This window comes from Streptomyces sp. CB00316, from assembly GCF_001905595.1.
In the GTDB taxonomy this organism is placed as follows: domain Bacteria; phylum Actinomycetota; class Actinomycetes; order Streptomycetales; family Streptomycetaceae; genus Streptomyces.
Window position 1 is genome coordinate 126,547 of record NZ_LIXI01000008.1, and the last position, 22,987, is coordinate 149,533.

21 protein-coding genes and 2 pseudogenes are annotated in these 22,987 nt (G+C 71.2%); 9 read left to right on the top strand and 14 right to left on the bottom strand.

Features of this window, described 5'->3' with window-relative positions:
- Positions 1–141: 141 nt before the first annotated feature.
- Entirely contained in the window at positions 142–522 is a 381-nt protein-coding gene (locus AMK21_RS22765) for a VOC family protein (RefSeq protein WP_073880824.1), read from the top strand.
- Positions 523–532: 10 nt separating this feature from the next.
- Here AMK21_RS22765 and AMK21_RS22770 read toward each other — a convergent pair whose 3' ends face one another.
- Entirely contained in the window at positions 533–1,027 is a 495-nt protein-coding gene (locus tag AMK21_RS22770; RefSeq protein WP_073880826.1) for a GNAT family N-acetyltransferase, read from the bottom strand.
- Between the two features lie 201 nt (positions 1,028–1,228).
- Here AMK21_RS22770 and AMK21_RS22775 point away from each other — a divergent pair, with 201 nt between their 5' ends.
- Both AMK21_RS22775 and AMK21_RS22780 read left to right on the top strand, forming a co-directional pair.
- Positions 1,229–1,813 (top strand): hypothetical protein, encoded by a 585-nt coding sequence (locus AMK21_RS22775; protein WP_073880828.1) that lies wholly within the window; start codon positions 1,229–1,231, stop codon positions 1,811–1,813.
- Positions 1,810–2,391: a hypothetical protein gene (locus tag AMK21_RS22780; RefSeq protein ID WP_073880830.1), complete on the top strand. Its 582-nt coding sequence runs from the start codon at positions 1,810–1,812 to the stop codon at positions 2,389–2,391. The genes AMK21_RS22775 and AMK21_RS22780 overlap by 4 nt, the downstream gene beginning before the upstream one ends.
- An 88-nt stretch (positions 2,392–2,479) precedes the next feature.
- On the opposite strand, the gene AMK21_RS34895 is transcribed toward AMK21_RS22780, so the two are convergent.
- The 3 genes from AMK21_RS34895 to AMK21_RS22790 all read right to left on the bottom strand — a co-directional run bounded on the left by AMK21_RS34895 (position 2,480) and on the right by AMK21_RS22790 (position 4,135).
- Entirely contained in the window at positions 2,480–2,686 is a 207-nt protein-coding gene (locus AMK21_RS34895; protein WP_143194878.1) for a hypothetical protein, read from the bottom strand.
- A gap of 60 nt (positions 2,687–2,746) precedes the next feature.
- A complete protein-coding gene (locus tag AMK21_RS22785) occupies positions 2,747–3,544 on the bottom strand; it encodes a tyrosine-protein phosphatase (protein ID WP_073880832.1) in 798 nt (265 codons plus the stop codon).
- A 69-nt stretch (positions 3,545–3,613) separates the two neighbouring features.
- A complete protein-coding gene (locus AMK21_RS22790) occupies positions 3,614–4,135 on the bottom strand; it encodes a DUF6325 family protein (protein WP_073880834.1) in 522 nt (173 codons plus the stop codon).
- Positions 4,136–4,427: 292 nt separating this feature from the next.
- Between AMK21_RS22790 and AMK21_RS22795 the strand changes: the two genes are divergently transcribed.
- The 3 genes from AMK21_RS22795 to meaB are packed head-to-tail and all read left to right on the top strand — an operon-like array spanning position 4,428 to position 9,522.
- Entirely contained in the window at positions 4,428–6,290 is a 1,863-nt protein-coding gene (locus AMK21_RS22795) for a methylmalonyl-CoA mutase family protein (RefSeq protein WP_073880836.1), read from the top strand.
- Positions 6,290–8,515 carry a methylmalonyl-CoA mutase gene (gene scpA / locus AMK21_RS22800; protein WP_073880838.1) on the top strand — a complete coding sequence of 742 codons (2,226 nt, stop codon included), beginning with the start codon at positions 6,290–6,292 and terminating at the stop codon, positions 8,513–8,515. The genes AMK21_RS22795 and scpA overlap by 1 nt, the downstream gene beginning before the upstream one ends.
- A gap of 11 nt (positions 8,516–8,526) precedes the next feature.
- Complete coding sequence (gene meaB, locus AMK21_RS22805; protein WP_073880840.1) at positions 8,527–9,522, top strand: methylmalonyl Co-A mutase-associated GTPase MeaB; 996 nt, start codon at positions 8,527–8,529, stop codon at positions 9,520–9,522.
- A 367-nt stretch (positions 9,523–9,889) separates the two neighbouring features.
- On the opposite strand, the gene pgm is transcribed toward meaB, so the two are convergent.
- Both pgm and AMK21_RS22815 read right to left on the bottom strand, forming a co-directional pair.
- Complete coding sequence (gene pgm, locus AMK21_RS22810; RefSeq protein WP_073880842.1) at positions 9,890–11,533, bottom strand: phosphoglucomutase (alpha-D-glucose-1,6-bisphosphate-dependent); 1,644 nt, start codon at positions 11,531–11,533, stop codon at positions 9,890–9,892.
- A gap of 209 nt (positions 11,534–11,742) precedes the next feature.
- A pseudogene (locus AMK21_RS22815) lies at positions 11,743–12,108 on the bottom strand (chitinase); the annotation flags it as partial.
- A 94-nt stretch (positions 12,109–12,202) separates the two neighbouring features.
- Between AMK21_RS22815 and AMK21_RS22820 the strand changes: the two are divergent.
- A pseudogene (locus tag AMK21_RS22820) lies at positions 12,203–12,773 on the top strand (ECF transporter S component); the annotation flags it as partial.
- Between the two features lie 188 nt (positions 12,774–12,961).
- Here the strand turns inward: AMK21_RS22820 and AMK21_RS22825 are convergent.
- Together AMK21_RS22825 and AMK21_RS36690 are read right to left on the bottom strand one after the other, a co-directional pair.
- Positions 12,962–14,044 carry a M23 family metallopeptidase gene (locus AMK21_RS22825; protein WP_073880844.1) on the bottom strand — a complete coding sequence of 361 codons (1,083 nt, stop codon included), beginning with the start codon at positions 14,042–14,044 and terminating at the stop codon, positions 12,962–12,964.
- A 281-nt stretch (positions 14,045–14,325) separates the two neighbouring features.
- Positions 14,326–14,448: a hypothetical protein gene (locus tag AMK21_RS36690; protein ID WP_267893930.1), complete on the bottom strand. Its 123-nt coding sequence runs from the start codon at positions 14,446–14,448 to the stop codon at positions 14,326–14,328.
- Between the two features lie 225 nt (positions 14,449–14,673).
- Here AMK21_RS36690 and AMK21_RS22835 point away from each other — a divergent pair, with 225 nt between their 5' ends.
- On the top strand, positions 14,674–15,666 hold the full coding sequence (locus AMK21_RS22835) for a DUF3048 domain-containing protein (RefSeq protein ID WP_079181231.1): 993 nt from the start codon (positions 14,674–14,676) through the stop codon (positions 15,664–15,666).
- A gap of 26 nt (positions 15,667–15,692) precedes the next feature.
- Entirely contained in the window at positions 15,693–15,860 is a 168-nt protein-coding gene (locus AMK21_RS22840) for a hypothetical protein (RefSeq protein WP_199863270.1), read from the top strand.
- Between the two features lie 200 nt (positions 15,861–16,060).
- Here the strand turns inward: AMK21_RS22840 and AMK21_RS22845 are convergent, their stop codons facing one another.
- The 6 genes from AMK21_RS22845 to AMK21_RS22870 form a co-directional block, all read right to left on the bottom strand.
- Positions 16,061–17,050: a zinc-dependent alcohol dehydrogenase family protein gene (locus AMK21_RS22845; protein ID WP_073880848.1), complete on the bottom strand. Its 990-nt coding sequence runs from the start codon at positions 17,048–17,050 to the stop codon at positions 16,061–16,063.
- Positions 17,047–17,937, bottom strand: coding sequence for a carbohydrate ABC transporter permease (locus tag AMK21_RS22850; protein ID WP_073880850.1), 891 nt, complete (start codon positions 17,935–17,937; stop codon positions 17,047–17,049). Before AMK21_RS22850 ends, AMK21_RS22845 begins: the two co-directional genes overlap by 4 nt.
- The gene (locus tag AMK21_RS22855) at positions 17,934–18,899 is read right to left on the bottom strand and encodes a carbohydrate ABC transporter permease (RefSeq protein ID WP_073880852.1); all 966 of its coding nucleotides are present in this window, start codon (positions 18,897–18,899) and stop codon (positions 17,934–17,936) included. The genes AMK21_RS22850 and AMK21_RS22855 overlap by 4 nt, the downstream gene beginning before the upstream one ends.
- Positions 18,896–20,266: an ABC transporter substrate-binding protein gene (locus AMK21_RS22860; RefSeq protein ID WP_073880854.1), complete on the bottom strand. Its 1,371-nt coding sequence runs from the start codon at positions 20,264–20,266 to the stop codon at positions 18,896–18,898. The genes AMK21_RS22855 and AMK21_RS22860 overlap by 4 nt, the downstream gene beginning before the upstream one ends.
- Positions 20,267–20,425: 159 nt before the next feature.
- Positions 20,426–21,187 carry a DeoR/GlpR family DNA-binding transcription regulator gene (locus AMK21_RS22865; protein WP_073881154.1) on the bottom strand — a complete coding sequence of 254 codons (762 nt, stop codon included), beginning with the start codon at positions 21,185–21,187 and terminating at the stop codon, positions 20,426–20,428.
- A gap of 272 nt (positions 21,188–21,459) precedes the next feature.
- Complete coding sequence (locus AMK21_RS22870) at positions 21,460–22,797, bottom strand: radical SAM protein (protein ID WP_073880856.1); 1,338 nt, start codon at positions 22,795–22,797, stop codon at positions 21,460–21,462.
- Positions 22,798–22,987 lie beyond the last annotated feature (190 nt).

Consider the following 22,987-nt stretch of genomic DNA (forward strand, 5'->3'; position numbering starts at 1 on the left):
ATCCCACCGGTGATGCCCGCACTTCCCGCTCGACCGCCTCACACCGTTCGTCTAGGATCGCGCTCACGGCATCGCGCGTCGGTCACCGTCCGGGTGAGGCGTGGAGGTAGCCCGTGAGATGCCCGCTGGAGGCATTCCACCGTGTCAGTCGAGTTGAACCACACCATCATTCATTCCCGCGACAACCGCGAGTCCGCCGAATTCCTGGCGGATCTGCTGAACCTTGAAGTCGGACCGGAATGGGGCCCGTTCATCCCCGTCGTCCTGGCGAACGACGTCACCCTGGATTTCGCGACAATCCCCGAGGCGTCGATCGTGCCGCAGCACTACGCCTTCCTCATCTCGGAGCCGGAGTTCGACGCGGCGTTCGGCAGGATCCAGGAGCTGGGGATCGCGTACTACGCCGATCCTCACCTGAAGCTCCCGGGCGAGATCAACCACAACGACGGCGGCCGGGGTGCCTACTTCCCCGATCCGAGCGGTCATGGCATGGAGCTCATCACCCGCCCCTACGGCGGCTGAGCGCGGGCCCTCAGCGCCCCACGGGGAGCAGGAATGCGGGGCGGTCCCACATCACCGCGGGCGGGTTCGCCCGGGCGGTGCCGACGGGTTCGGCGCCCACACCCCGGTAGAAGCCCTCGGCGGGCGGGTGCGCCACGATCCGTACACCGGTCAGGCCCGCCCGCTTCGCCTCCTCGCGCAGATGGCCGATGAGCAGCCGCCCGATGCCGAGCCCCTGCGCCTCGTCGGCGACGAACATGAGGTCGAGCTCGGGTGGCTGGAGGATCAGCGCGTAGAAGCCGAGGACCCGGTCGTCGGCGCGGTCGGCGGCGACGAAGACCCGGTGCGCCTCGATGTAGTCCGGTCCCACGCGGTATCCGGCGACCATCGGGGCGTACGGGCCCTCGTAGGCGCGTGACGTCCGGACCAGCCGGGTGAGCCGGCGGGCGTCACGCGGCGTCGCCCGGCGGATCACCGGGTCCGGGCGGTGCGGACCGCGCCCGGAGCGCGTAACTCCTGATCTCATGCGTCGAGTATTACGTACGCCGACACGTGCACCGTACACCGAGCACTCCGGCAGGCATCGAACGCATGAACGGCCGTTCGGGGGTACACGGACTCCTGCACGCCGCCCGGTGGCTTTTCCGCCGGGCCCGGACCGAAAGGGGTTGACCACTGTGCGACAACGAAGCTGCGTACCGGCCGATGAGCGGTGGGGGCGGTAGCCATGACAACAGTGATCATCATCATCGCCGTGGCCCTCGTGGTGGCCGCCGCCGTCTACTTCTTCCTGGTCCGCGGCGGTTCCGCCGGTGGCGGTCGAGGACTGCGCAGCCGCTTCGGCCCCGAGTACGACCGGGTGCTCGCCCGGCACGGCGGCGACACCAAGGCGGCCGAGCAGGAGCTCGGTGAGCGGGTGAAGCTCCACGGCGACCTGGAGAAGCGGCCGCTGACCGAGGCGGCCCGCGCGGATTACACCGCCCGCTGGGCCCGCACCCAGGAGCAGTTCGTCGAGTCGCCGCAGCAGGCGTTGAACGAGGCCGACGCGCTGCTGGGCGATCTCTCCCGCGACCGGGGCTTCCCGGCCGGTGAGAGCTTCGAGGACCGCACCGCCGCGCTCTCCGTCCACCACGCCCACCATGTCGACGGCTACCGCAGGGTGCACACCGCGCGGAAGGACGGCACCGGCACCGAGGAGATGCGCGAGGCCTTCGTCGACGCCCGCGGCCTCTTCGACGCCCTCCTCGCGGACGGCCCGGCGACACGTGACCACGGCAACCGACAGCTCACGAAGGGACGGGGCACATCATGACGCAGACTCCGAACGAGACCGGCAGCACCGGCAACACGTCCGACAGGCCCACATCGTCGACCGGGGCCGAGCGCGTCCCGCCGGTGACGCCTCCCGGCGACGCGCTCGGCACACCCGTGCCGCCGACGGCCGCCAAACCCTCCGGATCCCCGCCGACGGCCGCCCGCACGGACGGCACGTCCGTCCCGGCCGCCGGTCAGACCCACGCCGACAAGACGCTCGCCGACTCCGCCCGTACGGACCGGGGCCGGGAGACCGGACGGACGACGGCCTCCTCCCACGGCAGGGACACGGCGAAGGAGAACGGCCGCCCACTGTTCGCCGCCGACCAGCGGGAGAGGTTCGACGCCCGCATCCACCAGGCGGTGGCCGGCTTCGTGGAGAACCCGCGTCAGGCGGTGCAGGAGGCCGACGCGGCCTTCGACGAGGTCGTCGCCGAGCTCACGCAGGCCCTGGCCGAGCGGTCCCGGCTGCTGCGCACCGACCGCGACGGCGAGCGGTCCGAGGCGGGGACGGAGGATCTGCGCATCGCCCTCCAGCAGTACCGCGACCTGACGGAACGCCTCGTCCGCCTCTGAACGGCGACCGCACGGCGCCACGACGCGAGGGCCGGTCCCACCGACGCATGCCGGTGGGACCGGCCCTCGCGTCGTGCGGACCGCGCTCTCACGGCGCCCCCTCTCCGTGGCTCTCCTCCTGATGGGCGGAGGGCTGATGGGTGGAGGGCCCGGGAGTGGGCTCCGGGTCCGGCCCCGCGACCCTGCCGACACCGAAGGCGACGGCGAAGACGGCGGCGACCGCGGCGACGAAGGCCGCGATTCTCAGTCCGGTGTTCATGGCTGTCCCCCAGCGGACGACGACGGTTTCCGACACCCCATCAACATACCCCCTAGGGGTATGGCTGTCACATCGCGCTCCCGTCCGCACCGGAGCTCAGCCGCTGATCACCAGCCCCTCGCGCAGCCGCTCCAGCGCGGGTCCGGGGATGCGCAGGCCGGTGCGTACGTAGCCGTCGAGACCGCCCCACCGCTCGTCCATCGCGTCGAGCGCCATGTCCAGATAGCGGGGGCGCACCTCGACGACCGCCGCCGCGACGGCGGGGTCGCCGCCGGCGTCCAGGAACTTCTGGACGTACGGAGCGAACGCGGCCCGTACGGCGGGGTTCACCGCGAGGAAGTCCTGCCGCACGGTCTCCCGGGATGCCCCCAGGATCATCAGCAGGACGGCCGCCGCCCAGCCGGTGCGGTCCTTGCCGGCCGTGCAGTGGAAGATCACCGGCCGCGCGCCCGGGTCCGCGGCGGTCTCCAGGAAGGCCCGGTAGGCGGCCGCCGCGCCGGGCGAGAGCACCATCTTGCGGTAGGTCTCGGCGAACAGCTCCTCGGCCCGGCCGCCGCCCAGCGCGCGTTCCGCCTCGTCCGGATCGGCGAGCAGCGCCTTGAGCCTGGCCGGTGCCACTCCCGGGTGGTCGCCGAGGACGTCGGCGACGAAGAGCCGGGCCCGATCCGGGAGCCGGTCAGGGGACCACTGCCGTTCGTCGGCGGTGCGCAGGTCGACGACCGTACGGATGCCGAGCGCGGCCACCGCCCGGTCGCGGTCCGGTTCCAGGTCGCTCAGCTGCCCCGAGCGGAACAGGACACCTTGCCGCACCCGGCGGTCACGGCCCAGGACGATGCCCCCCAGGTCGCGCAGATTGACAACGGTGGCGGCCGGAACGGTCCGGGCGGTCTGCACGATGAACTGCCTCTTTCCCTGATGAGAACGCCTAGGACTCCATCGGCCCAACGACCCACCGGCCGGAACTCAGTCCGCCAGCAGATTCGCCTTCTGCTCCGCGAACTCGGCGTCCGTGAGCACGTCCCGTCGCCACAGCTCGGCGAGCCGCTCCAGCCGGGTGATGATGTCGTCCCCCTCACCCGCCTCGTCCGCGTCCGACCCGGTCACGCCGAAGCGCTCGTGGGTCGCGAACGCGCCGCCCGCCTCCCGGAAGGCGCGGGCGAGCTGCGAGGTCCACAGGTCCTCCCGGACGACGAGGGCGACCGTCTCGCCCTCCGGCACGCTCCGCTCCAGCACCTCCACGTTCCCGGCGCTCAGCGCCACGGCCGCCCCGCCCTCCGCCCCGTCGGCCGGCACCGTCCCCTCCGGGTCGAGCTCCGCCAGCTCCACCGGGGCCAACGCACCACCTTCGGCGCGACGGACGAAGGCCAGATCTCCGGCGCGCACGGCACCGGACGCCACGGCATCGGCGAGGACGGGCACGACGGCCCCGGTGAAGCCGCTGCCGGGGAAGGCGATGACGAGGTGTTCCACAGGTCCGACGGCCACGGTCGCGTCCTCTCCGCATCCCGGCGGCCGCTCGGGCTCCGGGGTGGATACGGGCATGCAAGGGATTACCTAAGAAACCGGAAAACTTCGCACATAATATGCATCAACTGTCTAATTCACCCCGTTGTCGAGCAAGGCCGTGTTGCGCCCGGCCCGTTCCGGCTTCCCCACTGCTCGGACACGTCGTGCCGGTAACGCGACGGTAAGTAAAGGATCAAGTGCGGACCGGAGAGGGCAAGGTCACAGCACGTGCCCCTGCTGCTCGTTCCCCGCGCTGGCCTAGCATCTGAGCATGACGGTCCAGCCTGCTGACGGGCTCTCTCCGGCCGCCGCGTTCCCCGACCCCTCCCATGACCAGTGGCAGAGCCTCGTCGAAGGCGTTCTGCGCAAGTCGGGCAAGGAAGTCTCGGGCTCGGCCGCCGAGGAAGCGCTGTCCACCACACTGGAGGACGGGCTCACCACCCGGCCCCTCTACACCGCGCACGACACCTCGCCGGACACCGGTTTTCCCGGCTTCGCGCCCTTCACCCGGGGCAGCAGGGCCGAGGGGAACGCGGCGGGCGGCTGGGACGTGCGCCAACGCCATGCCCTGAGCGACCCCGCCCGGCTCAACGAGGCGGTGCTCGGCGATCTGGAGAACGGGGTCACCTCGCTCTGGCTCACCGTGGGCGGCCCTGCCGGCGTACCCGCGGAGTCGCTGGCCCGCTCGCTGGACGGCGTCTACCTCGACCTGGCGCCCATCGTCCTCGACGCCCCGGCCGACCTGGACGCCGCCGCCACCGGGCTGCTGCAGCTGTACGAGGAACGGGGCGTCGCCAAGAGCGAGGCCCGCGGCACCCTGGGCGCCGACCCGCTCGGCCACGAGGCCCGGACCGGCATCGAGGCGGACCTCGCCGCCGCCGTCCGCTGGGCGCGGGTCTGCGGCGCGGAGTACCCGGGGCTGCGGGCGATCGCCGTGGACGCGCTCCCGTACCACGAGGCCGGCGGTTCGGCCGGTGAGGAGCTGGGGCTCTCCCTGGCGACCGGCGTCGCCTATCTGCGGGCGCTGACCGCTGCCGGGCTCGGTGTCGAGGAAGCCTGCGCGCAACTGGAGTTCCGTTACGCGGCCACCGCAGACCAGTTCCTGACGATCGCGAAGCTGCGGGCCGCGCGCCGGCTGTGGGCGCGGGTCGCCGAGGCGTCGGGGGCTCCCGGGGCGGGCGCCCAGCGCCAGCACGCCGTGACGTCACCGGTGATGATGACGCGCCGCGACCCGTGGGTGAACATGCTGCGCACCACTCTCGCCACGCTGGGCGCGGGGGTCGGCGGCGCCGACTCCGTCACCGTCCTGCCGTTCGACCACGCGCTGGGGCTGCCCGACGCGTTCGCCCGGCGCATCGCCCGCAACACCTCCACGATCCTGATGGAGGAGTCGCATCTGGCCCGGGTCATCGACCCGGCGGGCGGCTCCTGGTACGTGGAGCGGCTCACCGACGAACTCGCGGCGGCCGCCTGGGCGTTCTTCCAGGAGGCCGAGCGGGCGGGCGGACTGCCCGCGGCCCTGCGCTCGGGGATGGTCGCGGAGCGGCTCGCCGCCACCTGGGCGGCGCGCAGCGCGAAGCTGGCCCGCCGCAAGGAGCCCATCACCGGGGTCAGCGAGTTCCCGATGCCCGCCGAGCGCCCGGTGGAGCGCGAACCGGCGCCCGACGCCTACGCGGAGGCTCCGGGCGGGCTGCCCCGGGTCCGGCGCGACGAGGCGTTCGAGGCGCTGCGCGCCCGGTCGGACGCGCACCTCGCGGCGACGGGCGAGCGGCCCAGGGTGTTCATCGCCGCGCTGGGTCCGGCCGCCGCGCACACCGCGCGGGTCTCGTTCGCCGTCAACCTCTTCGCGGCGGGCGGGATCGAGGCGGTGCACCAGCCGGTGTCGGTGGACGCGGCCACGGCCGCCGAGGCGCTCACCGCCTCCGGTGCGAGCGTCGCCTGTCTCTGTTCCTCGGACGCCCTGTACGCCGAGCAGGCGGCCGGGGCGGCCGGGGCGCTGAAGTCGGCGGGCGCGGCCCAGGTGTTCCTCGCGGGGCGCCCCGGCGAGTACCCCGATGTCGACTCCTACGTCTTCGCGGGCTGCGACACGGTCGCCGTTCTCACCTCCGTACTCGACCGCATGGGAGTGGCGTGATGCAGACACCGCCCACGGAACAGAAATCCTCCGTTCCCGACTTCTCCGAGGTCCCGCTGGAGTCCCCCGCTCCCCCGGCCGGTTCCGCCGAGGAGTGGCAGGCGGCCGTGGTCAAGGCGGCCGACGGCTCCGAGGCCCCGCTCTGGGAGACACCCGAGGGCATCACGGTCAAGCCGCTCTACACCGGGGAGGACCTGGAAGGCCTGGACGCACTGCACAGCTACCCGGGCATCGCCCCGTACCTGCGCGGCCCGTACCCGACGATGTACGTCAACCAGCCCTGGACGATCCGTCAGTACGCCGGGTTCTCCACGGCCGAGGAGTCCAACGCCTTCTACCGCCGCAACCTCGCGGCCGGGCAGAAGGGTCTTTCGGTCGCCTTCGACCTGCCGACGCACCGGGGGTACGACAGCGACCACCCCCGGGTGACCGGTGACGTCGGCATGGCCGGGGTGGCGATCGACTCGATCTACGACATGCGCCAGCTGTTCGACGGCATTCCGCTGGACCGGATGTCGGTGTCGATGACGATGAACGGCGCGGTCCTTCCCGTACTGGCGCTGTACATCGTGGCCGCCGAGGAGCAGGGCGTACCGCCCGAGAAGCTGGCCGGGACCATTCAGAACGACATTCTGAAGGAGTTCATGGTCCGCAACACCTACATCTATCCGCCGACGCCGTCGATGCGGATCATCTCCGACATCTTCGCGTTCACCTCGCAGAAGATGCCGCGCTACAACTCCATCTCGATCTCCGGGTACCACATCCAGGAGGCCGGGGCGACGGCCGATCTGGAGCTGGCGTACACGCTGGCCGACGGCGTGGAGTATCTGCGTGCCGGGCAGGAAGCCGGCCTGGACGTCGACGCGTTCGCGCCCCGGCTGTCGTTCTTCTGGGCGATCGGCATGAACTTCTTCATGGAGGTCGCCAAACTGCGGGCGGCCCGGCTGCTCTGGGCGCGCCTGGTCGGGCAGTTCGACCCGAAGAACGCCAAGTCCCTTTCACTGCGCACCCATTCGCAGACCTCGGGCTGGTCGCTGACCGCGCAGGACGTGTTCAACAACGTGACGCGTACGTGTGTGGAGGCGATGGCCGCGACGCAGGGGCACACCCAGTCGCTGCACACCAACGCGCTGGACGAGGCGCTGGCGCTGCCGACGGACTTCTCTGCGCGGATCGCCCGTAACACCCAGCTCCTGCTCCAGCAGGAGTCCGGGACCTGCCGGGTCATCGACCCGTGGGGCGGCAGCGCGTACGTGGAGAAGCTGACCCGCGATCTGGCGGACCGGGCCTGGCAGCACATCGAGGAGGTCGAGGCGGCCGGCGGGATGGCGAAGGCCATCGACGCGGGCATCCCCAAGCTCCGGGTGGAGGAGGCGGCCGCCCGTACGCAGGCGCGGATCGACTCCGGTCGGCAGCCGGTGATCGGGGTGAACAAGTACCGGGTGGAGACCGACGAGAAGATCGACGTGCTCAAGGTCGACAACTCCTCGGTGCGCACCCAGCAGATCGAGAAGCTGCGTCGGCTGCGCGAGGAGCGCGACGAGGTGGCCTGCCAGGAGGCGCTGCGGGCACTGACGGCGGCCGCCGAGCGCAGCCCGGGCCCGGGCCTGGAGGGCAATCTGCTGGCGCTCGCCGTCGACGCGGCGCGGGCGATGGCCACGGTCGGGGAGATCTCGGACGCGTTGGAGAAGGTGTACGGGCGGCACGCCGGGCAGATCCGTACGATCTCCGGTGTGTACCGCAAAGAGGCAGGGGATTCCCCTTCGGTGGACCGCACCCGCGCGCTGGTCGACGCGTTCGAGGAGGCGGAGGGGCGCCGTCCGCGCATCCTGGTCGCCAAGATGGGCCAGGACGGCCACGACCGGGGCCAGAAGGTGATCGCCACGGCCTTCGCCGACCTGGGCTTCGACGTGGACGTCGGCCCGCTGTTCCAGACGCCGGGCGAGGTGGCGCGGCAGGCAGTGGAGGCCGACGTGCACATCGTGGGCGTCTCCTCGTTGGCGGCCGGGCACCTCACCCTGGTGCCGGCGCTGCGCGAGGAGCTGGCCGCCGAGGGCCGGGAGGACATCATGATCGTGGTGGGCGGGGTGATCCCGCCGCAGGACATCGCGGCCCTGCACGAGGCGGGCGCGGCATCGGTCTTCCCGCCGGGGACGGTGATCCCGGACGCGGCCCACGATCTGGTGACGCGGCTCGGCGCCGCGCTCGGCCACGAGCTGTGAGCCGCTGACGGATGGCCGCCAAGATCGACATCGACGGATATGTGCAGGGAGTGCTCGACGGCAAGCGGGCGTTCGTGGCGCGCGCCATCACGCTCGTCGAGTCGACGCGGGCCGAACACCGTTTGCTGGCGCAGGAGTTGCTGAGCCGGTTGCTGCCGTACGCCGGGAACGCCCGGCGGATCGGGATCAGCGGGGTGCCGGGGGTGGGCAAGTCCACCTTCATCGACGCGCTCGGCACGATGCTGACCGGGCTCGGCCATCGGGTGGCGGTGCTGGCCGTCGACCCGTCCTCCAGCCGTACGGGCGGTTCCATCCTGGGCGACAAGACCCGGATGGAGCGGCTCGCGGTGGACCCGGCCGCCTTCGTGCGCCCCTCCCCCACGGCAGGCACGCTGGGCGGGGTGGCGAAGGCGACGCGGGAGTCCATCGTGGTGATGGAGGCGGCCGGGTACGACGTGGTGCTCGTGGAGACGGTGGGGGTCGGGCAGTCGGAGACGGCCGTCGCCAACATGGTCGACACGTTCCTGCTGCTGACCCTGGCCCGGACCGGCGACCAGTTGCAGGGCATCAAGAAGGGTGTCCTGGAGCTGGCGGACGCCATCGCGGTGAACAAGGCCGACGGCCCCCATGAGCGCGACGCCCGGTCGGCGGCGCGTGAACTGGCCGGCGCGCTGCGGCTGATGCACCCGGTGGACGCGGCCTGGACCCCTCCGGTGCTCACGTGCAGCGCCCGGGAGTCGACGGGCCTGGACACGCTGTGGGAGCGGCTGGAGCAGCACCGTACGGTCCTGGAGTCCACCGGCCGGCTGGCGGCCAAGCGCCGCGATCAGCAGGTGGACTGGACCTGGACGATGGTCCGGGACGAGCTGCTGGACAGTCTTCGCAACCACCCTGCCGTGCGGAAGCTGGCTCCGGAGCTCGAACAGCGGGTCCGCGAGGGGACGTTGACGGCGACGCTGGCCGCCGAGGAGATCCTGCGCGTGTTCCGGGGCGACGAGCCCGCCTGAGCCTCACCTGAACAGACCGATGGGCCCCTGGACGCAGGGGCCCATCGGCGTTTCAGGGGGGTGCCGTCCGGTGGAGGCTCAGGCGGCGACCGGGGGGCGCGCTCACGGACGGTACGAGGACGGGGGGCCGTCGGAGGTCGCGGTGAGGGTCTCGGCCTCGATGCACAACTCCCTTACCAGGTCGGCGTCGACGTTTCCTGGGCGAGGGCCATGGCGAGCCGACACCCCCTCTTGTTGGAGGCATCGGGCAAGGTGATGCCCCATGCCCCAACGGCTGCGGGAAGCGAACCTTGTCGCGCTGTGTGGCCCGCCTCCGTCAGCCCCGCTGGGGCAAGGTGTTCTCCGGCGACGCGGACGTCTGGGGGCATCAGGCACTGCCCAGCGCCTCCGATACCAGGGCCCGCGCCTCCTCCTGGACCTGCCCGAGGTGCTCGGGCCCCTGGAAGCTCTCCGCGTACACCTTGTAGACGTCCTCCGTGCCCGAGGGGCGGGCGGCGAACCAGGCGCTGTCGGTGCAGACCTTGAGGCCGCCGATCGCCGCCCCGTTGCCCGGCGCCTCGGTGAGGACGGCGGTGATGGGCTCCCCGGCCAGGGTGTCGGCCTTGACCTGCTGCGGGGAGAGCCGGGCCAGCACCGCCTTCTCCTCGCGGGTGGCGGGCGCGTCCACGCGAGCGTAGGCAGGGTCGCCGAAGCGGGCGGTGAGCTGCGCGTACCGCTGGGAGGGCGTGGATCCGGTGACGGCGGTGATCTCGGAGGCGAGCAGGGCCAGCAGGATGCCGTCCTTGTCCGTGGTCCAGACGCGGCCGTCGCGTCGCAGGAACGAGGCCCCGGCCGACTCCTCGCCGCCGAAGCCGAGGCTGCCGTCGTACAGCCCGTCGACGAACCACTTGAAGCCGACCGGCACCTCCACCAGCGTGCGGCCGAGGTCATGGGCGACCCGGTCGATCATCGAGGAGGAGACCAGCGTCTTGCCGATGCCCGTTCCGGCGGGCCAGCCCTCGCGGTGGGTGTAGAGGTAGTCGATGGCGGTGGCCAGGTAGTGGTTGGGGTTCATCAGGCCGCCGTCGGGGGTGACGATGCCGTGCCGGTCGGCGTCGGCGTCGTTCCCGGTGGCGACGGCGTACGCGTCGCGCTGTTCGATGAGCGAGGCCATGGCGTGCGGGGAGGAGCAGTCCATGCGGATCTTGCCGTCCCAGTCCAGCGTCATGAACCGCCAGGTCGGGTCGGCGAGCGGGTTGACCACGGTGAGGTCGATCCGGTGGCGCTCCGCGATGCGCCCCCAGTACGCGACGGAGGCGCCACCGAGCGGGTCGGCGCCGATCCGGATGCCCGCGTCCCGTACGGCGTCGAGGTCGAGGACGGAGGGCAGGTCGTCGACGTACGCGGTCAGGAAGTCGTGGCGGCTTGTGGTGTCGGCGGCCAGCGCGCGGGCGTACGGGATCCGGCGGACCTCCCCGAGTCCGGCCTCGATCAGGGCGTTGGCCCGGTCCTGGATCCAGGAGGTGGCGTCGGAGGCGGCCGGTCCGCCGTTGGGCGGGTTGTACTTGAAGCCGCCGTCGGCGGGCGGGTTGTGCGACGGGGTGATCACGATGCCGTCGGCCGGATGCTCGGTGCGCCCGTGGTTGTACGTGAGGATGGCGTGCGAGACCGCGGGGGTCGGGGTGTAGCCGTCGTCGCTGTCGATGAGGGCGGTGACACCGTTGGCGGCGAGGACCTCCAGGGCGGTGACCCGGGCGGGTTCGGAGAGGGCGTGGGTGTCGGCGCCGAGGAAGAGCGGCCCATCGGTGCCCTGGCGGGCCCGGTAGTCGCAGATCGCCTGGGTGGTGGCGGCGATGTGGTCGTCGTTGAACGCGGCCGCGAGCGCGGAGCCGCGGTGGCCCGAGGTGCCGAAGGCCACCCGCTGGGCGGGCTCGGCCGGATCGGGGTGGAGGGCGTAATAGGCCGTCACCAGCCGTGCCACGTCGACCAGGTCCGCTGACTGCGCCGGCTGCCCGGCCCGTTCGTGCACCATCGGATCTCCTCTTGCCTCTTCGTCATCTCCGGCCCGGGGGGAACGGGCCGCCGTCCCGGGGCGGACGATCACCCCGATCCGTACCCGATTCTGTCCCCTTGCCCTCATCGGTGCGTGACGGGTTCACGCCTTCCTCGCGTGGCCGCCCGGCCGGGGCAGCAACGCGCCCCCGGGCCGGCGCGGGACCAGGGACGCGATGGGACCGGGGGTCAGCGGCCCCGCAGACGCTTCACGTTGTCGCCGAAGGTCCAGCCTTTGGAGCCGTCCCAGTTCAGAGACCATGTCATCAGCCCCTTCAGGGAGCCGTTGTAGTGGTTCCAGGCCTGGGAGACGAGCGAGGGTGACATATGGCCGCCGCCGGCGCCGGGCTGGGCGGGCAGGCCCGGGACCTGCTTGTCGTAGGGGACCTTGATGGTGGTGCCCTGGATGACCAGTCCCTTGTTCAGGCAGTCCGTCTGGGCGGTGAAGCCCGCGACCGTACCGGCAAAGTACGAGTCTCCGGAGCAGCCGTGCTTCTTGATGATGGGCAGGTACGCCCCCCAGATCGAGCCGTAGACCACGCTGCCGCCGGTGACGGCCAGGCCGAGGCCCAGCAGTCGTGATGTACGGCCCATGATCCGTAGTCCTTCCTGCCCGGGTCAGCCGCCGGCGGTGCGAAAGGTTCACCCCGTGCTCTCCGGCGCCACCGCGGCGCTGTGGCCGCCCGATGCGGGCACGGCGGCATCGAGGCGGTGCTCTTCGTGCTGCTCCCGGCCGGTCGCGTCCGCGGTCCGGGCTGCGGCTTCACGCTGAGCTGGACCTCGCTGTTCGCGTCCGCGCTCATCACCGGTGGGGCCGGGCCGTGGAGGCCGTACCAGATGCTCGGTTGCGCGTTCGTCGGCATGCTCGCGGATCTGCCGCCCAGCGCCACGGGCCGCCGCGGGGTGATGATGCCGGCGGTCTACGCGTCGCCCTTCGGCTCTCCCTTCGGCTGCCTGCTGAACCTGTCCTTCTGGCCGTCCTCGGTGGATCCGAACAGCTCCATCGCTTACCTGCCGGTACTTCCCTTCACCGAGCAGTGACAGCGGGACCTCGCGACGACGTGGCGACGTCGCTGAGCTGGGACACCGGATGGGTGAACTTGCGCTGCATCACCCTGGCCGCTCCCGCCGCCCCCACCTCGTTCCGCAGGGCGGCCCGCGAGGCGCGTTCCCGCGCTCCGGTCCGGTTCGCGGGCCCGAAGGCGGAAGTGCCGCGGTAGGGCGGGCGCCATGGGGGAAAGGATCGAACCTCGCCGTACGTCCCCAGGCCTGAGCCCGTGAAACCACCCCAGGGACACAGGGAGCACCCGGATGCCGCCCGCCGCCGATCCGCACTGGGAAGTCGCCACCCGACGACACCCAGAATCACAGCCCGGGCCGCTGAGCGCCTCAGCGGCCCGGGCTGTGGTCAGCTCGTACGGTTGTAGATCGCCGTCCCGGGACAGGCCGTGACACCGAGCCGTGTGCCGCAGCCGGAATACTGGCCCGAACCGTTCCACCAGGCCCAGCCGCCGATGGTACGGCCGTTCAACCAGGTGTACTGGCCGTTGTAGTTGGCGTCGTACGTGCGCAGGCTCCAGTGCACATGGGCGCCGGTCGCGGCACCACCGGCGCAGGTGTCGGTGCCAATGGTGCCGAGCAGTGCGCTCCGGGCGATCGACGTCCCATTGTAGTAGGTGGTGTTCCGCATGTGGTAGTAGTCCGTGGAGAAGCCGCCCGGGTGGATGACCCGGGTCCAGCCGCCCCCGGCGCCACACATCGAGGTCGCCGTGCCCTCACGCGACGAACGGACCAGTCCGCTCGCGTTGCCGCCGGCGAAGTCGAGGGCGCTCCAGTAGCCGGAGCCGCCGTCATGGGCGTGCGGGCCGCCGGTGAGGGTCATGTAGTAGTCGGGCATCCAGGGCAGCAGAAGGCCGTTGGTGTTGGCCAGGGCTCCGAGCTCCGCCACCTCGGCCTGCGGCTCGGTCCTGCGCTCCGCGTACGCCGTCATGTTCCGCCGTTCCGCCTTGCTGACCAGCGGGGACCGGGCCACGTACGCGGCGAACTCGCGGTCGCCCTCCAGGCCCGCGATCCATCGCCCGTTCTGCCGGTGCGCGAGGTACAGCCAGCCCTCCGGCTCGCCGTGACGCGCACGGGAGGCTTCGACATAGGCGACGCCCCGAGCCCAGCCGTCCGTGACGGTCCGCACGTCGACAACCACCTCGCGGCCTTCGTCGGCAAGCTTGGACACGGCCGCATCAGGGGTGAGTACCGCGGCGTCGTGGGACCGCGCGAGGATGTCTGCGGAGACGGCGTCGATCAGTTCCTTGCTGTCGGCTCCGAGACGGCCCTCGACGGCGGGCGGCATCTTCACGACGACACCGGCGGAGGATGCGCGGGATGCAGCGACCGAGGGGCCGTCAGGGGCAGCCATCGCCGAAGGCGCGACGGCGAGCAGCCCGGTGACGGCGAGTGCGGCGACGGTGGTTCTTATGGGCAGTCCGGAGAACACGGGCGGTCTTCCTTTCGCGTGGGAGGAGCCGGCCAGACCGGGGGGGTAGGCACAAGACCCTGCGGTGATGGCCGGGGTGGCGCCGGAGCTCTTGGCGGAGGGTCGGTGTACCAGCCCTCCGTGAATACTGGCGTGCACCTGTCAAAGGTTGGCGGTTCCGGTCAACGCGCGTCAACCAGCGAGAACCAGCCATCCAGGCGGTTCGTTCAAGACATTCGCATGTGCCGCCGATCGGGACCGGAGTGGTCGACCGAGGCCTGAGCGCCGGGCCAAGGGCTGACTCAGCCCGCGCCCGGTTCCGGCCGAGGGGCCACCGCACCCCCGCCGTTGAAGGTCAGCCCCGAGATGTCGTGCCCCTGGATGACCTGGCTGTAGTAGGTGCCCCCCTCAGTGCTGCTGTTCACCGTGACGGTGGGAGCGGCGGCTTGGTGCGGGGCCAGTACGTCAAGCAGTTCCCTCAGCTCCCGCGCGGCCTCCGGGTTGTCGCGCAGGGCCCGGCGGAGCCTGAACCGTGCGGGGGCGCGGGAGCAACCGTGAACCGGCTCGACGCGTGATGATGGAAGTGGGACCCGCCACGGCCACACTCCGCCGGGACGGCCTGCCAAGGCCCCGAAAGGACGGTCGTCGCCATGCCCGCACTCCTCCGAAGGCCCGCGCCCCACCGGACGTCCGCACCTCACCGGCCCAAGGTCTCGGCCGCCGCGCTGCTCACCGCGCTCCTCCTGGTCCTCCTCGCGGCCGGGTGCACGGGCGGGGACGGCTCGGGGCCCGAGAGCCGGAGCAGTAGCCCGTCCGGCACGGGAGCGGACACGAAAGTGCTCGCCGTGAAGATCGACAATGTGGCGCCGGCCCGACCGCAGACCGGTCTGGAGCGGGCGGACATCATCTACGTCGAGCAGGTGGAGGCCGGGCTCAGCCGTCTCCTCGCGGTCTACTCCTCCGACGTGCCGCCGGTCATCGGCCCGGTCCGCAGCGCCCGGGAGACCGATCTGGAGCTGCTGCGCCAGTTCGACCGGCCGGTGCTCGCCTTCTCGGGAGCCCAGAGCAGGCTCCTGCCGGCCATCGACCGGGCGCCGCTCGACGCCGCACCGCCGTCGGCCGCGCCCAGGGCGTACTTCCGGGGTGCGGAGCGGCCGGCCCCGCACAATCTGTACCTGCGGCCGGAGCGGATTCCGTACACCGCTTCCGGGACCGGGGCCATCGAGGCGCTGGGGCTGAGGTTCGGCCCGGCGCCGCCCGGTGGGAGCGCCGAGGACAGCCGTACGGTCCGCTTCCCGTCCGCGCGGACCACGTTCACCTGGTCCGCCGAGCGCGAGCAGTGGCTGGTCGCCATGGACGGCTCCCCCGCCCGTACGAGCGAGGGGGAACCACTGGGGGCCGCCACGGTGATCGTGCAGGACGTGAACGTACGCCCCTCGGCCTTCGGTGACCGGTCCGGGAACAACACCCCGTTCACCGAGACCGTGGGCTCGGGCACCGCGCACGTCCTGCGCGACGGAAAGACGTACGAGGCACGGTGGACGCGGACCGCCGCGGCCGCGGACACCCGGTTCAGCACGCCGGACGGCGAGCGGATCGACCTGGCCGATGGGCCGCTCTGGATCGTGTACGCGGCACGGTGAGCCGCTGCCCGAAGGAGCGGACCGCGATGGAGGTCGCCGATGCCGACGGGGTGAAGCCGGCCTGCTTCCTCATCGACGCCGGTCCGGTCAACTCGCCGCTACTGCTCGAACGAGCAGTACCGGCATGTGATCAACAACATCGGCTCCCCGACCTCGGCAACGTCGCCGGACACTTGATTCGACCTGCGGCGTGAGTCCCTGGCGGGGCTGGCAGTACACCGGTGCGATCGACGGAGTCGCCGGCCCTGCCACCCAGGCCGCGTTCAAAAGGTACGCCAACGGTCTGTCCGCGCACTGCTGACGAGGACGGCCGCGCCGTAGCGGGGAGCGGACCGGCCTTCGCCGACCGTCGGGTGGCGAGGCCCCACGGGCTCGCCACCCGACCGCGCATCGGCTACGGCTGCACCACGATCTTGCGCCCCACCCCGGCCTTGAACTGGTCGATGGCCTGCGGGTACTGCTCCAGCGGCAGCCGGTCGCTGATGAAGACGGCCGGGTCCAGCACCCCGCTCGCGAAGAGCGCGGCGGCCCGCTCGTAGCTGTGCAGGACCGCCATCGAGCCGATGATGGTGATCTCCTGGTTGTAGATCCGGTACGGCTCGATGACCGCGGTGGTGGCGTAGTCGGCCACCCCGAACTGGAGGAAGGTGCCCCCCTTGGCGACCCGGCCGAGGCCGTCCTGGATAGCCCCCGCGTTGCCGGTGGCGTCGATGACCACGTCCCAGCCGCCGGGCCGGTCGAGCTCCTCGGCCCGGGCGGCCGCTCCCGTGCAGCCGAGGAGCTTCGCGGTGTCCAGGCGCTGGGGGTTGACGTCCAGCACCTCCACCGACGCGGCGCCCGTGCGTTTGGCCAGCTCCAGCATCATCAGGCCCATCGTCCCGGAGCCGTAGATCAGCACCTCGGCGCCCAGGTTGCCGTTCAGGACGTCGTACCCGCGGACCGCGCAGGAGAGCGGTTCGATCAGGGCCGCGTCCCGTACGTCGACGTGTTCGGGGAGTTTCACGCAGTTGGCGACCGGGGCGACGGCGAACTCGGCCGCCCCGCCAGGGGCGGTGACGCCGATCGCGGCCCAGTTGTCGCAGAGGTTGCCGCGGCCGGAGCGGCAGTAGCGGCACTCGTGGCAGTGCAGCGAGGGGTCGACGGCCACCTTGTCGCCGACGGCCAGTTCGGTGACGTCGGCGCCGACGGCGACGATCTCGCCGGCGAACTCGTGGCCGGGGACGATCGGCAGAGTGGGGGCGAACTCCCCCTGGAGGATGTGCAGATCGGTGCCGCAGAGCCCGCAGGACGCCACCTTGACGACCACGTCACGCCGGCCGGGCGTGGGGTCGTCGACCGTGGTGACGGACACCTTGCCGGGGGCCTCGACAATGGCTGCCCTCATTTGACTGCTCCCAGGGAAAGGCCCTGGACGAGTTTGTCCTGGGCGGCGTAGCCGGCGATGAGCACCGGCAGGGACACGACCACGGACGCCGCGCACAGCTGGGCGAGGAAGAGCCCCTGGCTGGTGACGAAGGTAGTCAGGTGGACGGGCGCCGTCCCGGCGACCACGCCGGTCAGCACCCGGGCGAACAACAGCTCGTTCCAGCTGAAGATGAAGCAGATCAGGGCCGTGGCGGCGATGCCGGGGGCGGCCACGGGGGCGACGACCCGGCACAGCACGGTGGGCAGCTTCGCCCCGTCGACCTGGGCCGCCTCGATGATGGAGACGGGGACGTCGGCGAGGAAGGACTGCATCATCCACACCGCGATCGGCAGGTTCATCGAGGTGTAGAGCAGGACGAGCAGCCAGATGTTGTCCAGGAGGCCGGTGTTCTTCGCGAACAGGTAGACCGGCAGCAGACCGGCGACCACCGGCAGCATCTTGGTGGAGAGGAAGAAGAACATCACGTCGGTCCACTTGCTCACCCGCCGGATGGAGAGCGCGTACGCGGCGGGCAGTGCCAGCAGGAGCACCAGGAGGGTGGAGAACAGCGACGCGGTGAGGGAGTTGACCAGCGGCGGCCAGGGGGTCGGCCCGCCGTCGCCACCGAAGAACGTCCGGTAGCCGTCGAGCGTCAGCGAGGCCGCCAGGGAGGGCGGGTTGGTCGCCGCGTCGGCCTCCGAGTGGAAGGAGGTCAGCACCATCCACAGGGCGGGCAGGCAGAAGACGACGCCCACGGCCCATGCGGTCAGGCCCAGCGCGGTGGAGCGCCTTCGGGCCCGGCCGGCCGGGCGGAGCTTCGTGGCGGTGGCGGGAGTGCGGGTCGGTGGTGCGGTCGAGGCGCTCATGCGCGGCTCGCCTCCTCACGGAAGAGGGAGGAGACCACCCGGAGCGCGAAGGTCGCGATGATCACGGTGCCGATCACCACGACCACGCCCACGGCGGACGCCAGTCCGTACTCGTGGGCCCGGTAGAAGGTCTCGTAGACGGTGTACGGGAGGTTGGCGGTGCCGAGGCCGCCCGCGGTGATGGTGAACACGGCGTCGAAGTTCTGCACGATGTACACCGAGCCCAGCAGGACGCCGAGTTCGAGGTAGCGGCGCAGGTGGGGCAGGGTCAGGAAGCGGAACATCTGCCAGGGCCCCGCGCCGTCGAGCCGGGCGGCCTCCATCATCTCGGCGGGGCGGCTCTGCAGCCCCGCCAGCAGGATCAGCATCATGAAGGGGGTCCACTGCCAGACGAGGGCCGCGGCGACGGCCATCAGCGGCATCTCGGAGGTCCACTCCGGCTGGGCGATCGACTCGATGCCGAACAGGTTTCCGAACCAGGTCAGCGCCCCGTTGAAGAGCCCGTACTCGGGGTTGTAGAGCGCGTGCTTCCACAGCAGCGCCGCCGAGACCGGCACGATCAGGAACGGGGTGATGAGCAGGGTGCGGACGAAGCCCCGGCCGAAGAAGGTGCGGTCCAGGAGCAGGGCGAAGGCGAGGCCCAGCACCACGCTGGCGATCACCACGGTGGCGGTGAGCAGGACGGTGGTGAGGACCGATTCGCGCAGGGCGGGGTCGGTGAAGACGGAGCCGTAGTTGGCGAATCCGGTGAAGTGGCGCTGGTCGGGCTTGAGGGAGTTCCAGTCGAAGAAGGAGATCACCAGTGTTGCTACAAAAGGCAGTTGGGTGACGACGATCAGGAAGACGAGGGCGGGCAGGAGGGGTGCGCGGGTCGCCCAGGCGCGGGCTCTGCCGCCTGCCGGGCGCCGGCCGGGCGGGGCCGGCCGGGGTGGGGTCGGCCGTACGGCGGTGATCGTGGTCATCGGTACTCCTCCGCTACCTTCTCGGCCAGCTTCTGGGAGGTGGCGAGTGCGGCGTCCACCGACTGGCGGCCTGCGATGGCGGCGCTGATCTCCTGCGCGACCTTGGTGCCCAGGTCGGTGAACTCCGGTACGCCGACGAACTGGATGCCCGCCGTGGGGCGCGGCTGGGTGCCAGGGTTGTTGGGGTCGGCCTCGGAGATGGCCTGCTGGGTGACGTCGGCGAACGCCCCTGCTTCCTTGCGGTAGTCGGGGTGGGCGTAGGTCGAAGCGCGCTTCCCGGCAGGGACGTTGGACCAGCCGCTGGTGGCGCCGACGAGTTCCTCGTACTCCTTGCCGGAGGCCCAGGAGATGAACTTCCAGGCGTCGTCGGCCTTCTTGGAGGCGTTCTGCATGCCCCAGGCCCAGGTGTAGAGCCAGCCGGAGCTCTCGGTCTGCTCGACGGGGGCCGGTACGTAGCCGATCTTTCCCTTCACCGGGGAGCCCTTGGCCTCCAGCGAACCGGCGCCGGCGGTGGCGTCATACCACATGGCGGTCTTGCCCTGGGTCATGTTGTTGAGGCACTCGGCGTACCCGGACTGCGGGGCGCCGAGCTCTCCGTGCTTGCGCACCAGGTCGACGTAGAACTCGGTCGCCTTCTTGAACTCCGGTGACGTCAGTTGCGGTTGCCAGTCCTCGGTGAACCAGGTGCCGCCCATGGTGTTGACGACGGTGGTGAGGGGGGCGATGACCTCGCCCCAGCCGGGCAGGCCGCGCAGGCAGATGCCCTTCATCCCGCGCTGCGATCCGTCGGTCTTGGCGGCGAGTTCGGCGACCTCCTTCCAGGTCGGCTTGGCGGGCATGACGAGCCCTTCCTCCTCGAAGACGTCCTTGCGGTACATCAGGAAGGAGGACTCGCCGTAGAAGGGCTGGGCGTAGAGCTTGCCGTCCTTGTGGGTCAGCGACTCGCGCAGCGGGGGGAGGATGTCCTGTTGGTCGAAGCCCGGGTCGGCGTCGACGTAGGCGTCCAGCGGGCGCAGCCAGCCGTTCTCGGCGAAGAACGGCAGCTCGAAGTTGGAGATGGTGGCGATGTCGTACTGGCCGGCCTGGTTGGAGTAGTCCTGGCTGATCTTGTCGCGGACGTCGTTCTCGGGCAGCACCGTGAAATGGACGGTGATGCCGGTCTCCTTGGTGAAGTGCTCCTTGGTCAGCTTCTGGAGCTCGACCATCTGCGGGTTGTTCACCATCAGGACGTTGAGGGCGTCGCCTCCCCCGAAGGAGGTCCCGCCGGCCCCGGCACAACCGGTGGCGAGGAGGGCGAGTGCCGCGGCGGTGGCTGCCGTGCGCGGCAGGCGGCGGGGTCCGTGTCGTCGGCGGGGGTGAGGGCGCATGGGGACTCCTGATCAGTCGTAGCGGCTCGGTGATCGGGTCGGGCGGATCGGGCGAGGGGGGTGAGGGCGCTGGTCGTGCGGGCAGGGCGGGACCGCGCCCCGACGGGGGCGGGGCGCGGTGGTACGGGGGTGGCGCGGCCGGTACGGACCGTGGGCGGGTCAGGCGCGGATGACCTGGGGCCCCATGAGGGAGTAGCGCTGGGCCTCGGCCGAGGAGAGCCCCGCGTCGGTGACGATCGCCTCGAAGTCGCCGACACCGGCGAACCGGCAGAAGCTCACCGCGCCGAACTTGGAATGGATCCCGGCGAAGACACGGCGGCGGGAGCTGCGCATGGCCTGGGCCTTGACCTCGCTGACGGCCGGGTCGGGGGTGGTGAGGCCGTACTCGCGGGAGATGCCGTTGGCACCGACGTACGCCAGGTCGATGACGAAGCCGGCGAGCATCTTGGAGGCCCAGTGGTCGACGGTGGCCATCGTGGAGCCGCGTACCCGGCCGCCCAGCAGCAGGACGGAGATCTTCTCGGCGTCCGCGAGGACGGTGGCGACGGCCAGGGACGCCGTGACCACGGTCAGCGGCCGGTCCCGGGGGAACGCCTCGGCGACGAGCTGGGGGGTGAAGCCCTCGTCGACGAAGACGGTCTCGGCGTCCCCGAGCAGATCGGCGGCGGCGGCGGCGATCCGCGACTTCTGCGGCACGTTACGGGTGGTGCGGACCGCGAGCGTGGTCTCGTAGCCCGCCGACTCCACCGGGTAGGCGCCGCCGTGGGTCCGGCGGAGGAGACCGTGCTCCTCCAGTACGTGCAGATCGCGGCGGACGGTCTCCTTGGCCACCTTGAACAGCACCGCCAGGGCGTTCACCTCGACCGATCCGTCCCGTCGGGCGGTGTCGAGAATTCCTCTGCGGCGTTCATCGGTGTCCACGACACACATCCCTGGCTCTTGCGGTGGCGCTGTTCAGGCGGCGACCCGGTCCGTTCGGGCCCATGTGACGTTTTTACAAGCACGGTCACCCGATCGACCAGGCTCTTCGCCGGATTCCCTCTGCCCGTTCCTGCCCGTTTCCCCCGGTGGACCGCCGCTGGTCACACCCGTACCGCCGGGCTTTCCGGGCGCTCCCGGGGTCCGCTCGGCCGGGTATCGTGCCCGATCCGTGCCCGATCACGCGGAAACGGTGCCCGTTCTCCCGGAAAGCGTCAGGAGACGGGCTCCTCCTCCATGCCTTCGAGGCTGTCCATGAAGGAGCTCACCGAGAACACCGCGCGGCCGGGTCCCGCGGGGCCGTAGCCGGGCGGGGAGTTGAGCCCGAACTCCTCCAGCGTCGCCCGGTACGCCTGCAGGAGGCGGATGTGGTACTCCAGCGGCGCGCCCAGCGGGTTGGCCTTGCCGAGCGGGGTGGTGGGCTCGGGACACCAGGTGGTGAAGCGCGGAACGACGCCGTTCGACATGAAGAACCGCAGGCCCTCGGTGGTCGAGTCGATGGCCTCACTCACCTTCGTGAAGCCGAACGGCTCGGCCATCTCGATGCCCGCGACGAAGTTGGGGATGACGTTGCGCGGCCCGAACACCTCGGCGGACTCCAGGATCCGGCGGTGCCACTCGTCGCGGCCGACGTAACGCTCCTTGCCGGGGCAGTGCAGCTGGAAGAGCCGGCGGTCCCAGACCTCGAAGTTGGGGTGGTAGATCCGGATGCCGTAGTCGTGGAAGCGCTGCACGTCCTCGCGCGGCAGCGCCTGGGCCACCACCTTGCCGGTCCAGCGGCCGGGGAAGCGCTCCTCGATGGCCTTGGCGTAGTGCCCGTAGAAGTCGGCCTCGTCGCGGCCGGCGACCTGGGAGGTGATCGAGCCGCCGGTGAGGGTGTAGGCGCGTGAGACGCCCGCGGTGTCGTACCGGTCGATGATCTCCAGGGCCTCCAGCACCTCCTCGACCGGCTTGACCCCGGTGTACGGGCGACCGGCCGCCTTGTGCTGGCGCCAGTTGTGGTTGATGTCGCAGAACTGGCACTCCTCCTTGGCGCCGAAGTACTGGCACACCCGGAAGACCGTCAGATAGATGAGGTAGCCCCACTGGATGGTCGGGGCGACCTCCATCACCGACTTGCCGTTGGACAGCTGGTGGCGGTAGTACTCCGGCATCGGCGGCAGCCCGACGTCCGCGATCCGCGCCCCGTCGAGGTAGAGGCCGAGCGTGCCGTCCTCGCCGCCCCGCACGACGTACGGCGAGTCGGGGTTGACCCGCACCGACACGACCGTGCGGCGCAGCCCGTAGGGGCCACCGGTGAGCACGACCTCCTCCGGCGGCCGGTTGAGCGCGGCGGCGCCGAGCTCGGGCAGCGTGCGGTGGTCGAAGGAGAAGATGAAGTACGACTTCGGCTTCACATCACCGGTGGCGCCGCCGGTGGAGCCGCTGAGCGCGGACTCGTCGAAGGCCATGCCGCCGCGCAGCAGGTCCTCCTTGATGACGGCTTCCCGGGGTACCTCGGGAAAACGCCCCATCAGGTCCTCGACCAGTGCCGTACGACTGCTGCTCGGCATGTACGCGAACCTCCGTGGTCACCCCACCGCAACGGCGCGCGCACGGGTGGGCAGGTCTTGTCCAGTCAGGCTGGCAAGCCTACGCCAACGCCTTCCGCCACCCGCATTGACCAGCGGAGAACGCGTCCAGGGGGCCCTTCGGCGCCGCCCCTGGGACAATGCGGGTAGGACGAGGGGTCCGGGGCCCGAC

Bases quoted from the DNA above. Each gene is read 5' to 3' on its own strand.
- AMK21_RS22770 (WP_073880826.1), bottom strand. From the start codon at position 1,027: ATGAGATCAGGAGTTACGCGCTCCGGGCGCGGTCCGCACCGCCCGGAC.
- AMK21_RS22775 (WP_073880828.1), top strand. From the start codon at position 1,229: ATGACAACAGTGATCATCATCATCGCCGTGGCCCTCGTGGTGGCCGCC.
- AMK21_RS22780 (WP_073880830.1), top strand. From the start codon at position 1,810: ATGACGCAGACTCCGAACGAGACCGGCAGCACCGGCAACACGTCCGAC.
- AMK21_RS22795 (WP_073880836.1), top strand. From the start codon at position 4,428: ATGACGGTCCAGCCTGCTGACGGGCTCTCTCCGGCCGCCGCGTTCCCC.
- scpA (WP_073880838.1), top strand. From the start codon at position 6,290: ATGCAGACACCGCCCACGGAACAGAAATCCTCCGTTCCCGACTTCTCC.
- meaB (WP_073880840.1), top strand. From the start codon at position 8,527: ATGGCCGCCAAGATCGACATCGACGGATATGTGCAGGGAGTGCTCGAC.
- pgm (WP_073880842.1), bottom strand. From the start codon at position 11,533: ATGGTGCACGAACGGGCCGGGCAGCCGGCGCAGTCAGCGGACCTGGTC.
- AMK21_RS22835 (WP_079181231.1), top strand. From the start codon at position 14,674: ATGCCCGCACTCCTCCGAAGGCCCGCGCCCCACCGGACGTCCGCACCT.
- AMK21_RS22840 (WP_199863270.1), top strand. From the start codon at position 15,693: ATGGAGGTCGCCGATGCCGACGGGGTGAAGCCGGCCTGCTTCCTCATC.
- AMK21_RS22845 (WP_073880848.1), bottom strand. From the start codon at position 17,050: ATGAGGGCAGCCATTGTCGAGGCCCCCGGCAAGGTGTCCGTCACCACG.
- AMK21_RS22850 (WP_073880850.1), bottom strand. From the start codon at position 17,937: ATGAGCGCCTCGACCGCACCACCGACCCGCACTCCCGCCACCGCCACG.
- AMK21_RS22855 (WP_073880852.1), bottom strand. From the start codon at position 18,899: ATGACCACGATCACCGCCGTACGGCCGACCCCACCCCGGCCGGCCCCG.
- AMK21_RS22860 (WP_073880854.1), bottom strand. From the start codon at position 20,266: ATGCGCCCTCACCCCCGCCGACGACACGGACCCCGCCGCCTGCCGCGC.
- AMK21_RS22870 (WP_073880856.1), bottom strand. From the start codon at position 22,797: ATGCCGAGCAGCAGTCGTACGGCACTGGTCGAGGACCTGATGGGGCGT.